Genomic DNA, 13,698 nt, shown 5'->3' on the forward strand with positions numbered 1-13,698 from the left:
CCTCCAGGAAGTGGACGGGCCTCCGGCCCCCTGCCGACGCTGCCCCTGCCGCCGGACGGCGTCCTCGGCGGCCGCCGACGGCCTCGTCGACCGCAGGACAGCACGCCGACCGGCCGACACCCTGGTCAACCGGCCGACCGGGCGCCGTGGTTCCCCGGACGCGCCGCCGGTGGACGCCCCTCCGTCGAACCCCCGGGGGCCTTCAGACCGCCCATCGTACGGACGGGATCCGGCCGCTCCCGGTTCCCCGGCACTGAACTCCCGGAACATCCCGGTCCACTTGGACGATCACGGGCCGGGCGACGGCAAACCCCGGGAAGCGCAAGTCTTGGCAAAGTCCGCCCCGGCGCGAACCGGTCCGGTCACGTTGTCCGAAGGGGTGGCGAACGGGCAGGATGGTCCGCTATGACGCACGTGATGGCCAAGGGCGCCAACATCGCACTGCCGGCGGCGGCGGTCCGCGCCGTGCTGCGCTGGAGCGCCGCGCCCGGTGCGCCGGACGTGGACGCGTCCGCGCTGCTGCTCGGCGCCACCGGCAAGGTCCGTTCGGACGCCGACTTCGTCTTCTACAACCAGCCGCGCCACCCGTCCGGCCTGGTCCGCCACCTGCCCAAGCAGCAGACCTCCGGCGGCGCCGAGATCATCGACACGATCGAGGTCGAACTCGCCAAGCTGCCCGCCGACGTGGACCGCGTGGTGCTGGCCGGCTCCTCCGAGGGCGGGCCCTTCCGCGCGGTGCCGGCGCTGCGACTGCTGCTGTTCGACGCCGCGGCCGGTGACGGCGCGCCCGCGCTGGCCGAGTTCGAGATCAGCGACGCCGAGAGCGTGACCGCGCTGGTCGCGGGCGAGCTGTACCGGCGCTCCGGGTCCTGGAAGTTCCGGGCGATCGGCCAGGGCTACACCTCCGGGCTGATCGGCCTGGCCACCGACTTCGGCATCACCGTCGAGGACGAGGCCGCGGGCGCGGCGCCCGACCAGGTGCCGGCCCCGGCGCCCGCCTCCACCGCCTCCCCGACCGGTGCGGTGGACCCGCGCAGCACACCGCTCCCGGACCCGCGCTCGACCGCCGCCGAGCCGGGCACCTTCACCCTGGCCCCGGCCGTCCCGCTGACCCCGCCCCCGGCCGCCGCCCCGACCCCGGTCGGGGCCACCGCGGGCGCGCCGACGGCCGCCCCCGCCGCACCGACGACCCCGCCGCCGCCCACCGCCCCGCCGACCCTGCCGCCCCCGCCGGCCGCCCCGCCCACCCCGCCGCCGGGCCACCGGCCCGGTACCGGCTACGGCTACCCCCAGCAGCAGCCCGGCACGGGGTACGGCTACCCGCAGCAGCAGCCCGGGACCGGCTACGGCTACCCGCAGGCCACGCAGCCGTACCAGCAGCAGCCGGGCACCGGGTACGGCTACCCCCAGCCGACCCAGCCCGTCCCGCCGCAGCCGCACCCGGGCAGCTACGGCTACCCGCAGCCGGGCACCGGCCAGCAGCCGCCCGTCCCGCCGCAGCCGCCGACGGCCCAGCCGACGAACGCGCAGCCCCCGGCGCCCACCGGCGAGGAGTTCGCGCTGCCGCCGCAGGGCCCGCAGTTCCAGCCCCGCTGACGCCCACCCGGGGTGGCGGCCGCCGGATGGCGGCGGCCCCGCCCCGGACCGCAGCCTCCCCGGCCCGGCAGCCGCCGCCCCGGCCGACAGCAACCCCCGACCGGACCGACAGGAACCCCGCTCCGGCGCCGCCCGTCAGTCGCCGCCCGGCTGGTTCTTGTAGCCGCGCTGCCACTGCATCCCGAAGCCGTACAGCCGGTCGATGTCCGACTGGAACCCGTTGACGTACCGCACCTCGCGGCGCACCGTGAGCTGGTTGTCCCCGGCGTTCTCGATCAGCACCACCGCGCAGGAGCGCGCCGCCCGGGCCCGCTCCTCCAGCTTGATCTCGATCCGCGGGCCGGTCTGCGGCACGATCGTCACCACCGCCTGCGACTGCTCGAAGGCCGGCGTGCCGTCGTAGATGTAGACGAAGATCAACAGCCGCTTGAACTTGTCCTTCTTCTCCAGGTTGACGTACATCGTCTCGCCCGACGGCGCCCCGTACTGGTCGTCGCCGCTGAGCTTGACGTACGGCGCGTTCTGGAGGTCGCCGAAGAGGCCGCCGAGCGGCTGCACCACACCCGTGGAGCCGTCGGAGAGTTCGTACATGCAGGCCAGGTCGAGGTCGACGTTCATCGTCTCGCTGCTCTGCGGCGAGTCCGGCTCCAGCGGGCTGAGGATCCGCGGGCTGAAGAACCGCTTGATCGTGTCCCGGGTGCTCGGCCGACCGGCGCCGGCCCGCATCGACCAGTGCAGGTTGACGTAGAGGTAGCCGGTGGTGGCGGCCGACCCGGTGATCGCGTGCTGCGGGGCCGACTTGGTGAGTATGACCTTGTGCTGACCGCCCGGGTTGTCGAAGGTGTAGCTCCGGTCCCCGCGCAGGTACTCCCAGATCGAGACCATCCCGTCCTCTCCCCCTGCTCCCGCCAGGCGATCTGACGGTCCGCCGACCAATGATCGGGCATCGGCCCGGCCGACGGATACCCCGTCCGCCCCCTCCCCTACCCCGTCCGGCCACCCACCCGCCACCGACGGGCCGACCACCGCACGCGCCGGCGCGCACGCCGGCGGGCACACGAACGGCCGCACGAACAGCTGCACGACCGGGCGCCACCTGCCGGACCACCAGGCGAACCACGGACGAACCCCGGGCGAACCGGTGGGTCGATTGGCCCCAGCCAGCCGCCCTCCCGTAACATGCCGCCCCTTCGGACGCGATATCGTCTAGCCGCACAGGTGTCCCGTCCGCCCCTGCGCGGGCGCGGTGGGCACACCGTGCGGCGACGAACGAACCGTCAGGCAGTGCCCGCACGGCGGGCCCTGACCGCCTGTGTCGCACTGTGAACCTGTCCCCTTCGGAAACCCGAGGCCCGACCCGCAATGAACCTGACCTCCATACAGCTGGTCTGGACCGTCGTCGGCGGCGCAGCCCTGCTGTTCGTCGCCGTCCTGATGGCGACGCTGCGTTTCAAGAACTCGAAGAAGGACGAGGCCACCGACTCCTGGGAGCGCAGCGAGGAGCGCCGCCGCCGCAAGGAGATGATCTACGGGATCTCCTCGTACACGCTGCTGTTCTGCTGTGCCGGTGTCGCCGCCGCGCTGTCCTTCCACGGCCTGGTCGGCTTCGGCAAGGAGAACCTGGGCCTGGCCGACGGCTGGGAGTACCTCGTCCCGTTCGGTCTGGACGGCGCCGCGATGTTCTGCTCGGTGCTCGCCGTCCGCGAGGCCAGCCACGGTGACGCCGCGCTCGGTTCCCGCCTGCTGGTCTGGGTGTTCGCGATCGCCTCGGCCTGGTTCAACTGGGTGCACGCCCCGCGCGGCTTCGGCCACGCCGGCGCCCCGCAGTTCTTCTCCGGCATGTCGATCTCGGCGGCGATACTGTTCGACCGCGCGCTGAAGCAGACCCGCAAGGCCGCGCTGCGCGAGCAGGGCCTCGTCCCCCGCCCGCTGCCGCAGATCCGCATCGTCCGCTGGCTGCGCGCCCCGCGCGAGACCTACGCGGCCTGGTCGCTGATGCTCCTGGAGAACGTCCGCAGCCTGGACGAGGCGGTCGAGGAGGTGCGCGAGGAGCGCCAGGCGAAGCTGGACGCCAAGGCCCGCGCCCGCACCGCCGACCGCCGCGAGCGCGCCGAGCTGAAGGCCATCTCCCGCCAGGGCGGCGGCATGCTGGCCCGGGCCCGTGGTGGCCGCCAGGTGCCCGCCCTCACGGCTGCCGGAGACGGCCCGAGCGCTACGGAGCCTGCCCTAGCCGCGGAGTCCGACGCCACCACCCCGACCTCGCAGGCCTCCACCTCCTCGCTGGAGCCCGCCGCCCTGGACACCGGCCGCCGCCCCCGCGCCGCCGTCGGCTCCTCGTACTCCTCCTCGTACTCGTCCCCCTCGACGTACTCGTCCTCCTCGTACTCCTCCACGTCCTCCACGTCCTCCTCGACCGACGCCCTCGGTTCGTCCCGTCGCAGCTCGTCCATCGACCTGACGGCCGACGACGACACCCTGTCGATGCCGAAGCTGGACTCGCTGGAGCGCAAGCTGCGCGCGATCGAGCAGCAGCTCGGCTGACCCGGCCGCCCGCACGACGCGAAACGGCCGCCCCCGGGGTTTCCCGGGGGCGGCCGTTTCGCGTGTCCGGCTCGGTGTCCGGCGCTGTGTCCGGCTCGGTGTCCGGCGCTGTGTCCGGCTCGGTGTCCGGCGCTGTGTCCGGCGCTTGTCCGACCCTGTGTCCGGCTACGTGTCCGGGCCGGCTACTTGCCCGACCCGACCAGCTCCGGCTCGTCCTCCGCGCCCTCGCGCCGGTTGCGCAGGATCGAGGAGCCGAGCGCGAGCCCGATGAAGGCGACGCCGATCAGGCCGGTGACGATCTCCGGGATGTGGTACTTGATCCCGACCAGCAGGATCGCCGCCAGCGCGCCGATCGCGTAGTGCGCGCCGTGCTCCAGGTAGACGTAGTCGTCCAGGGTGCCCTTGCGGACCAGGAAGACGGTCAGCGAGCGGATGTACATCGCGCCGATGCCGAGGCCCAGGGTGATCTGGAAGATGTCGCTGGAGATGGCGAACGCGCCGACGACGCCGTCGAAGGAGAACGACGCGTCCAGGACCTCCAGGTAGAGGAACAGGAAGAACGCGGCCTTGCCGGCGACCTGGACGACCGACTTGCCGGCCTTCTCGGCCTCCTCCTCGCGCTCGGCCTCGGCCTCCAGACCCGACTCGAAGATCGAGGAGAGGCCGTTGACCGCGAGGTAGGTGATCAGGCCGAGGACACCGGAGAGCAGGACGGTCTCGGCGTGCTCGGCGGCGAAGAAGCGGGCGGCCAGCACCAGCGAGACCAGGGCGATGACGACGGACAGGGCGTCCAGCTTGCCGATCTTCTCCAGCGGGCGCTCCAGCCAGCTCAGCCAGTTGTGCTCCTTCTCCTCGAACACGAAGTCCAGGAAGATCATGAGCAGGAAGACGCCGCCGAAGGCGGCGATGGCCGGGTTGGCGGCTTCCAGGTACTGGCCGTAGGTGAGGCCGTCGTGGGTCTTGTCGGAGTGCAGCGCCAGGTCGATGACCGTCGCCGGGTCGAGCTTCGCGGTGAGGCCGACGACCAGCAGCGGGAAGATCAGGCGCATGCCGAAGACGGCGATGAGCACGCCGACGGTCAGGAAGATCTTCTGCCAGTACGGGTTCATCCGCTTCAACACCGTGGCGTTGACCACCGCGTTGTCGAACGACAGGGAGATCTCCAGGATGGAGAGGATCAGCACGATGCCGAAGCCTTGGGCTCCCCAGAGCAGTCCGGCCGCGGCGAGGCCGATGGCGGTGATCGCGAACGACCAGCCGAATGTGCGGAGGAACACGGGAGTTGGCTACCTTTCGGGTTCTGGCCGTGCCGGGGGCGGCCTCGTCCCCGAGACGCCCTGACCGGGCCCCGCCCGGTCAGGTCACCCCCGCACTGCCCTCAGTTCTCATGATCGGGTCGGGTGCGATGGTCCGATTTCCGCCCTTACTGTACGTTCACCCCGAAGTCGAGCGCGATGCCGCGCAGGCCGGAGGCGTACCCCTGGCCCACCGCGCGGAACTTCCACTCGCCCGCGTAGCGGTACAGCTCGCCGAAGATCATCGCAGTCTCGCTGGACGCGTCCTCGGACAGGTCGTAGCGGGCGATCTCCTGGCCGTCGACCGAGTTGACGACCCGGATGTAGGCGTTGCGGACCTGCCCGAAGTTCTGCAGCCGCGGCTCGGCGTCGTAGATCGACACCGCGAAGACCACCTTGTCCGCCTGCGCCGGGACGAGGTCCAGGTTGACCAGGACCACCTCGTCGTCACCCGTGTCGTCGCCACCGGTGAGGTTGTCGCCCTGGTGCTCCACCGAGCCCTCGGGGCTCTTGAGGTTGTTGTAGAAGACGAAGTACTCGTCGCCGAGCACCCGCCCGCCACCGCAGAGCAGGGCGCTCGCATCGAGGTCGAACGGTGCACCCGTGGTCGAACGGGCGGACCAGCCGAGGCCGATCTGGACCTGCGTCAGGTTCGGCGCGGCCTTGGTGAGCGAGACGTTGCCACCCTTGGCGAGCGTGACCACCATGACGTTCTTCCTCCCTTGCTTCTCCCGGGGCGCCTTCCAGGTGTAGTCCCCCGCGGCCCCGGCCGACCGGCTCCGGTCGGCTGAACTTCCTGAACTCACATCCTCGCAGCGCGACGGGCCCCCGCGGGACCGGGTCGGACGAACGCCGACCCGCCGGCACCCGCCCACCCGCGCGACGCCCGAACTGCCGCCCGGACAGCCGTGAAGGCGGCAACGGCGGCGGTGGCGGCAGCGACCGGACGAAGCCGGGGCGGCCCGGACCCTCCGCGGGTCCGGGCCGCCCCGGCTGGAACGCGCCGCAGGGCGCCGAGTGACTCAGACGTTGACGCCGAAGTCCTGCGCGATGCCGCGCAGGCCGGAGGCGTAGCCCTGGCCGATGGCGCGGAACTTCCACTCGGCGCCGTTGCGGTACAGCTCGCCGAAGACCATCGCGGTCTCGGTGGAGGCGTCCTCGGAGAGGTCGTAACGCGCCAGCTCCGTGTTGTCCGCCTGGTTCACCACGCGGATGAAGGCGTTGCGCACCTGGCCGAAGTTCTGGCTGCGGCTCTCGGCGTCGTAGATCGACACCGGGAAGACGATCTTCTCCACGTCCGCCGGGACGCCGGCCAGGTTGACCTTGATCGCCTCGTCGTCGCCCTCGCCCTCGCCGGTGAGGTTGTCGCCGGTGTGCTCGACCGAGCCGTCCGGGCTCTTCAGGTTGTTGAAGAACACGAAGTTGCCGTCCGAGGCGACCTTGCCCTGGGCGTTGCAGAGCAGTGCGCTGGCGTCCAGGTCGAAGTCCGCACCGGTGGTGGTCCGGACGTCCCAGCCCAGGCCGACGATCACGGCCGTGAGCCCGGGCGCCTCCTTGGTGAGCGAGACGTTGCCGCCCTTGCTGAGGCTGACTCCCACGTGTCCTCCAAGATTCGGGAGGCACGCCCTGTGGTGCCCCCGGTGGTGCGGTTCGGGGCCCCGGGAACGCACCGGCTCCCGCACCCCACTCCGCCAACGGCCCGAGCGTAGTACGCGGTTCCCGTGCGCAGCGCGGATGCGGGCGGACACGACCGTCCGGCACCCGGGCGGCCGGGTTCAGGCCGGCCGTGGCCCCGCGGCGGCCGCGCCGTGGCCCCGCAGCGGTCCCGCCCCGGCCTCGCGGCGGACGGCCGGGGCGGGGCTCAGAGCCCGGCGAGGACCCTGAGGTACTCCTGCTCGTCCCGGGCGTCCGGGAGGCCGTTGACGACGCTCCAGCGCACCGTGCCGGCCTTGTCGATCACGAAGGTCCCGCGCAGCGGGCAGCCGCGCTCCTCGTCGAGCACGCCGTACGACCGGGTGACCCCGCCGTGCGGCCAGAAGTCGGCGAGCAGCGGGAACTCCAGGCCCTCGCGGTCGGCGAGGACGCGCTGGGAGAACTGCGAGTCGCAGGAGAGGCCGAGCACCTGGACGTCGTCGTTCTGCAGCCCGGCCAGCTCGCGCTGGATCGCGCCCAGCTCGCCGGTGCAGACGCCGGTGAAGGCGAACGGGTAGAAGACCAGGACGACGTTCTTCTCACCGCGGAAGTCGGCGAGCCGGACGGACTCCCCGTGCTGGTTGTTGAGCTCGAAGTCCGGAGCCCGGGTGCCGACCTCGATGGCCATGGACGGGACCTTTCTGACGCGACCGCGCCGCGCGGCGGGCGCAGCGGGCCCCATCCTCGCATCCGCTTACGCGCGTTCGGCCGAACGGATGAGGCGGGCCCGTCGGGCACCCGCCCGCTTCCGCCCTGAGCGAACGCGGCACGGCCTGCGCCGATCGGGTCGTGAGGCGGCCGGGAGGTCGCCGGAAGACACCGGAGACCGGCGGACGGTGCAGGAGACCGGGGCACCCCCGGAAGGCCCGGCAAAAGCGCCGGGCCCCGCCGGAGCATGGCTCCGGCGGGGCCCGGCGGGGGCTTCAGGACCCGTTCAGCGCTTGCCGCCCGGCTTCGCCGTGGACTTGGTCGCGAGCCTGGTGGCCGCCCAGTCCTTGACGATGTTGATCGAGCTGGTCTGGGAGAGGCCGGACGTACGGGCCGCCTCGTTGATGTCCGAGGCCTCGATGTGGCCGTCCCGCCCGGTCTTGGGCGTCAGCAGCCAGATGACGCCGCCCTCGGCGAGGTACTCCAGCGCGTCGACGAGGGCGTCGGTGAGGTCCCCGTCGTCGTCGCGGTGCCACAGCAGGACGGCGTCCGCGACGTCGTCGTAGTCCTCGTCGACGAGATCCGTCCCGGTGATCTCCTCGATGCCCTCGCGGAGGTCCTGGTCAGTGTCTTCGTCGTACCCCAGCTCCTGGACGATCTGGCCACCCTCGAAGTTGAGACGGGCCGCCGGGTTGGACTTGTCCGCGGGGTCCGCGGTCGCGCTCACGGGAATAACCTCCAGTATTCGGCTCGGCGTCCATGCCGAGGCTGTGGCCGTAGTCCACACGGGCGCGGCGGTTCGCGCAAGTACCCGACCCCCGATCCCCTCCAAAGGTTGACGTGTCGCACCGGGACACGCCGTTCGACGTGTCGGGAATCACACCGATTTGCCCTTCTCTGCATGGGACAAGGATGCTTCGGGTGGTCCGGGCCCACAGGCCGTACGCGTGCCCGAGATGCGAACGGCATTCGGGGTCCGCGCATGCGCGGGCGTAGAGTCTCCTGTTGGCCCTCACCCCGGCCGCCCGCCATCGGGCGGACGGGACACCAGGTCGGACCACCTCTTTTCGTAACACCAGGGGGTGTGCGGAGCGGACGAAGACGCCCGCGCCGCGCACCACCAGACCGGACCGCCCAACGGGCGGAACGGTTACCGATCGGTAGAGATGACGGATCTCCGAATGCGGTAGCACGATGGAGGCGGCGCGACACACCTCTAGTTTCGACCGACAGTGAAGGAACAGCGTGGCTTCCGGATCCGATCGCAACCCGATCATCATTGGCGGCCTTCCGAGTCAGGTCCCGGACTTCGATCCCGAGGAGACCGCGGAATGGCTGGAGTCGCTCGATGCGGCCATCGACGAGCGGGGGCGTGAGCGTGCCCGTTACCTGATGCTGCGGCTGATCGAGCGCGCCCGCGAGAAGCGTGTCGCCGTGCCCGAGATGCGCAGCACGGACTACGTCAACACCATCGCCACCAAGGACGAGCCGTTCTTCCCCGGCAACGAGGAGATCGAGCGCAGGATCCTCAACGCGACCCGGTGGAACGCGGCCGTCATGGTCTCCCGGGCCCAGCGCCCCGGCATCGGCGTCGGTGGCCACATCGCCACCTTCGCCTCCTCCGCGTCGCTCTACGACGTGGGCTTCAACTACTTCTTCCGCGGCAAGGACGCCGAGGGCGAGTCCGGCGACCAGATCTTCTTCCAGGGTCACGCCTCCCCCGGCATCTACGCCCGCGCCTTCCTCCTGGACCGACTCACCGAGCAGCAGCTCGACGCGTTCCGCCAGGAGAAGTCGAAGGCCCCGTACGGCCTCTCCAGCTACCCGCACCCGCGGCTGATGCCGGACTTCTGGGAGTTCCCGACCGTCTCGATGGGCCTCGGCCCGCTCGGCGCGATCTACCAGGCCCGGATGAACCGCTACCTGGAGCACCGCGGCATCAAGGACACCTCCGACTCGCAGGTGTACGCCTTCCTCGGCGACGGCGAGATGGACGAGCCCGAGTCGCTCGGCCAGCTGTCGCTGGCGGCCCGCGAGGGCCTGGACAACCTGACCTTCGTGGTGAACTGCAACCTGCAGCGCCTCGACGGCCCGGTCCGCGGCAACGGCAAGATCATCCAGGAGCTGGAGTCCCAGTTCCGGGGCGCCGGCTGGAACGTGATCAAGCTCATCTGGGACCGCAGCTGGGACCCGCTGCTCGCGCAGGACCGCGACGGCGTGCTGGTCAACAAGCTGAACACCACGGTGGACGGCCAGTTCCAGACCTACGCCACCGAGTCCGGCGAGTACATCCGCGAGCACTTCTTCGGCTCCGACCTGCGCCTGCGCAAGATGGTCGAGAGCATGACCGACCAGCAGATCCAGCACCTGGGTCGCGGCGGCCACGACCACAAGAAGATCTACGCGGCGTTCAAGGCTGCCCGCGAGCACAAGGGCCAGCCGACGGTCATCCTGGCCCAGACGGTCAAGGGCTGGACGCTGGGCCCCAACTTCGAGGGCCGCAACGCCACCCACCAGATGAAGAAGCTGACGGTCGAGGACCTGAAGCGCTTCCGCGACCGGCTGCACCTGCCGATCACCGACAAGCAGCTCGAAGAGGGCTACCCGCCCTACTTCCACCCGGGCCGCAACTCGGAAGAGATCCAGTACATGCACGACCGCCGGCAGGAGCTCGGCGGCTACGTGCCGACCCGCAAGGTCCGCCCGCGCAAGCTGGAACTGCCCGGCGACGACGCGTACAAGGCGGTCAAGAAGGGTTCCGGCAACCAGACCATCGCCACCACCATGGCGTTCGTCCGGCTGCTCAAGGACCTCATGCGGGACAAGGGCATCGGCAACCGCTTCGTGCCGATCGCGCCGGACGAGTACCGCACCTTCGGCATGGACTCGCTCTTCCCGTCGGCGAAGATCTACAACCCGCTCGGCCAGACCTACGAGTCGGTCGACCGGGACCTCCTCCTCGCCTACAAGGAGTCCCCGACCGGCCAGATGCTGCACGACGGCATCTCCGAGGCGGGCTGCACCGCCTCGCTGATCGCCGCGGGCTCGGCCTACGCCACCCACGGCGAGCCGCTGATCCCGGTGTACGTCTTCTACTCGATGTTCGGGTTCCAGCGCACCGGCGACCAGTTCTGGCAGATGGCCGACCAGCTGGCCCGCGGCTTCGTCCTCGGCGCCACCGCCGGCCGCACCACCCTGACCGGTGAGGGCCTGCAGCACGCCGACGGCCACTCGCACCTGCTGGCCTCGACCAACCCGGGCGTCGTCGCGTACGACCCGGCGTACGGCTTCGAGATCGCGCACATCGTCCAGGACGGTCTGCGCCGGATGTACGGCTCCAGCGCCGAGCACCCGAACGGCGAGGACGTCTTCTACTACCTCACCGTGTACAACGAGCCGATCAAGATGCCGGCCGAGCCCGAGAACGTGGACGTCGAGGGCATCCTCAAGGGTCTGCACAAGTACGCGCCGGGCACCGCAGGCCAGATCCCGGCCCAGATCCTCGCCTCCGGCGTGGCCGTGCCGTGGGCCCTGGAGGCCCAGCGCATCCTCGCCGAGGAGTGGAACGTCAAGGCCGACGTCTGGTCCGCGACCTCCTGGAACGAACTGCGCCGCGACGCGGTGGAGGCCGAGGAGTTCAACCTGCTGCACCCCGAGGAGCAGCAGCGCGTGCCGTACGTCACCCGGAAGCTCCAGGGCGCCGAGGGCCCGGTCGTCGCGGTGTCCGACTGGATGCGCGCGGTGCCGGACCAGATCGCCCGCTGGGTGCCGGGCCAGTACCAGTCGCTGGGCGCCGACGGCTTCGGCTTCGCCGACACCCGTGGCGCGGCCCGTCGCTTCTTCCACATCGACGCGCAGTCGGTCGTCCTGGCGGTGCTCACCGAGCTCGCCAAGCAGGGCAAGGTCGACCGCTCGGCGCTGAAGGACGCGATCGACCGCTACCAGCTGCTGGACGTCACCGCGGCCGACCCGGGCGCCGCCGGCGGCGACGCCTGATCACCCGGTAGGTGACCGAAGGGGCCGGACCTCCACGCGAGGTCCGGCCCCTTCGGCGTTCCGCACCACGACGGCCCCGGACTCCGCCGAGTCCGGGGCCGTGGTGCACGGGCGCGCGTCGACGTGCACGGCGAAGCGCGCGTCGGACGTGCACGGCGCGGTGCGCGTCAGATGTGCGCGTCAGATGTGCACGGCTGGGCCCGCGTCGGTGGCGCCGCGCCGGGTGAGCAGGCCGAGCACGGCGGCGCCGAAGGCCACCACGGCGGCGACCGCGAAGGCGAGCGACATGCCGCTGACGAAGGACTCGTGGACGGCGCCGGCCATCGCGTCCACCACCTGCTGCGGGGTGCCGGGCGGGGCCGGCGGGGCGATGCCGAGCTGGGCGGCCTGCTTGAGTCCCTCGGCCTGCGGGCCCTCGACCGGCGGCAGGCCGGCCCCGGCCCACTTGCCGGGCAGCACGTCGCCGACCTTGGCGGCCATCAGCGCGCCCAGCACCGCGGTGCCGAGGCTGCCGCCGACCTGCATCGCGGACTGCTGAAGGCCGCCGGCCACACCGGACAGCTCCAGCGGGGCGTTGCCGACGATGACCTCGGTGGCGCCGACCATGACCGGGCTGATGCCGAGGCCCATCAGGACGAACCAGAGCGACATCACGCCGTTGCCGGAGCCGGTGTCCAGGGTGGACATGCCGAACATCGCGGTGGTGGTGATCAGCATGCCCGCCACGATCGGGATCCGCGGGCCGAGCTTGCCGATCGCGATGCCGGCCACCGGCGAGCCGACGATCATCATGCCGGTCATCGGCAGCAGGTGGACGCCGGCCTCGACCGGCTTCATGCCGTGCACGTTCTGCAGGTAGAAGGTCACGAAGAAGATCGCGCCGAAGAACGCGAAGGCCATCAGCACCATCAGCAGGACGCCCGCCGACAGCGGCACCGAGCGGAACAGGCCCAGCGGGATCAGCGGTTCGCGTGCCTTGCCCTGCCAGAGCGCGAAGAGCACCATCAGCAGCACCGCGCCGCCCAGGAACAGCAGCGTCCGGGCGTCGCCCCAGCCCCACTCGGGGGCCTTGATGATGCCGAAGACCAGCGCGAACATCCCCGCGGACAGCAGCACGATGCCGGGGACGTCGAAGGACTTGGCGGCGTTCTCGGCCCGCACGTCCTGGAGGATCCACAGGCCGAGCGCCAGGGCGATCAGACCGACCGGGATGTTGATGAAGAACACCGACTCCCAGCTGACGTGCTCGACCAGCAGGCCGCCGACGATCGGGCCGGCCGCGGTGGAGGCGCCGATCACGCCGCCCCAGATGCCGATGGCCATGTTGAGCCTCTCGGCGGGGAAGGCGCCGCGCAGCAGGCCGAGCGCGGCCGGCTGGAGCAGCGCGCCGAAAAGGCCCTGGAGCACCCGGAAGGCGATCACGGTCCGGATGTTGCCCGCGAAGCCGATCGCGGCGGAGGTGGCGGCGAAGCCGACCGCGCCGACCAGGAAGGTGGACTTGTGGCCGAAGCGGTCGCCGATCTTGCCGGCGGTGATCAGGAAGACCGCCAGGGCGAGCAGGTAGCCGCTGGTGACCCACTGGATCTCGGAGGGCGCCGCGTTCAGCTTCTCCTGGATCACCGGGTTGGCGATGGCGACGATCGTGCCGTCCAGCGCCACCATCATGACGCCGACCGCGACGGTCAGCAGGGTCAGCCAGGGGTGCCCCTTGAGGCCGCCCCCGGACGGTGGCGTCGGCGGCGGCGCGGCGTCCGCCTCGGAGTTCTTGACGACGGACTGGCTCATCTGGGCCCTCCGGGGGCGTGGCTCGGTCGGAACGAGGTCGTGGCGCCCCGGCCCACCCGTCCCCACAGGTGCCCCGGCCCGACGGGCGCCACTCGCCGCAGATTATGTCAGCTGCTGACATTCGGCAAACAGTGACTTCTGGCCA

At 71.3% G+C, this 13,698-nt stretch carries 10 protein-coding genes; 3 read left to right on the forward strand and 7 right to left on the reverse strand.

Translation table 11 applies throughout. From position 1 onward, the window contains the following. The first annotated feature begins 405 nt into the window (after positions 1–405). Positions 406–1,596 carry a TerD family protein gene (locus ACIGG8_RS19885; protein ID WP_396549478.1) on the forward strand — a complete coding sequence of 397 codons (1,191 nt, stop codon included), beginning with the start codon at positions 406–408 and terminating at the stop codon, positions 1,594–1,596. Positions 1,597–1,731: 135 nt separating this feature from the next. On the opposite strand, the gene ACIGG8_RS19890 is transcribed toward ACIGG8_RS19885, so the two are convergent. Next, positions 1,732–2,481 (reverse strand): Tellurium resistance, encoded by a 750-nt coding sequence (locus ACIGG8_RS19890; RefSeq protein ID WP_396549480.1) that lies wholly within the window; start codon positions 2,479–2,481, stop codon positions 1,732–1,734. 477 nt (positions 2,482–2,958) lie between these two features. Here ACIGG8_RS19890 and ACIGG8_RS19895 point away from each other — a divergent pair, with 477 nt between their 5' ends. Further along, positions 2,959–4,137 carry a DUF2637 domain-containing protein gene (locus ACIGG8_RS19895; RefSeq protein WP_396549481.1) on the forward strand — a complete coding sequence of 393 codons (1,179 nt, stop codon included), beginning with the start codon at positions 2,959–2,961 and terminating at the stop codon, positions 4,135–4,137. Between the two features lie 182 nt (positions 4,138–4,319). Here ACIGG8_RS19895 and ACIGG8_RS19900 read toward each other — a convergent pair whose 3' ends face one another. The 5 genes from ACIGG8_RS19900 to ACIGG8_RS19920 form a co-directional block, all read right to left on the reverse strand. After that, positions 4,320–5,414 carry a DUF475 domain-containing protein gene (locus ACIGG8_RS19900; protein WP_350523184.1) on the reverse strand — a complete coding sequence of 365 codons (1,095 nt, stop codon included), beginning with the start codon at positions 5,412–5,414 and terminating at the stop codon, positions 4,320–4,322. A gap of 146 nt (positions 5,415–5,560) precedes the next feature. Beyond that, complete coding sequence (locus ACIGG8_RS19905; RefSeq protein WP_350523183.1) at positions 5,561–6,139, reverse strand: TerD family protein; 579 nt, start codon at positions 6,137–6,139, stop codon at positions 5,561–5,563. A 315-nt stretch (positions 6,140–6,454) separates the two neighbouring features. After that, positions 6,455–7,030 (reverse strand): TerD family protein, encoded by a 576-nt coding sequence (locus ACIGG8_RS19910; protein WP_350523182.1) that lies wholly within the window; start codon positions 7,028–7,030, stop codon positions 6,455–6,457. Positions 7,031–7,293: 263 nt separating this feature from the next. Beyond that, positions 7,294–7,752, reverse strand: coding sequence for a peroxiredoxin (locus tag ACIGG8_RS19915; RefSeq protein ID WP_396549484.1), 459 nt, complete (start codon positions 7,750–7,752; stop codon positions 7,294–7,296). Between the two features lie 306 nt (positions 7,753–8,058). Further along, a complete protein-coding gene (locus ACIGG8_RS19920) occupies positions 8,059–8,499 on the reverse strand; it encodes a DUF3052 domain-containing protein (protein ID WP_350523984.1) in 441 nt (146 codons plus the stop codon). Positions 8,500–9,017: 518 nt separating this feature from the next. On the opposite strand from ACIGG8_RS19920, the gene aceE reads away from it, so the two are divergent. Beyond that, on the forward strand, positions 9,018–11,768 hold the full coding sequence (gene aceE / locus ACIGG8_RS19925) for a pyruvate dehydrogenase (acetyl-transferring), homodimeric type (protein ID WP_350523983.1): 2,751 nt from the start codon (positions 9,018–9,020) through the stop codon (positions 11,766–11,768). A gap of 180 nt (positions 11,769–11,948) precedes the next feature. Here the strand turns inward: aceE and ACIGG8_RS19930 are convergent, their stop codons facing one another. Continuing rightward, positions 11,949–13,553 (reverse strand): MFS transporter, encoded by a 1,605-nt coding sequence (locus ACIGG8_RS19930; protein WP_396549486.1) that lies wholly within the window; start codon positions 13,551–13,553, stop codon positions 11,949–11,951. Between the last annotated feature and the right edge of the window lie 145 nt (positions 13,554–13,698).

Origin of the sequence: Kitasatospora sp. NPDC085464, from assembly GCF_044541955.1 — a bacterium.
Taxonomy (GTDB): Bacteria; Actinomycetota; Actinomycetes; order Streptomycetales; family Streptomycetaceae; genus Kitasatospora.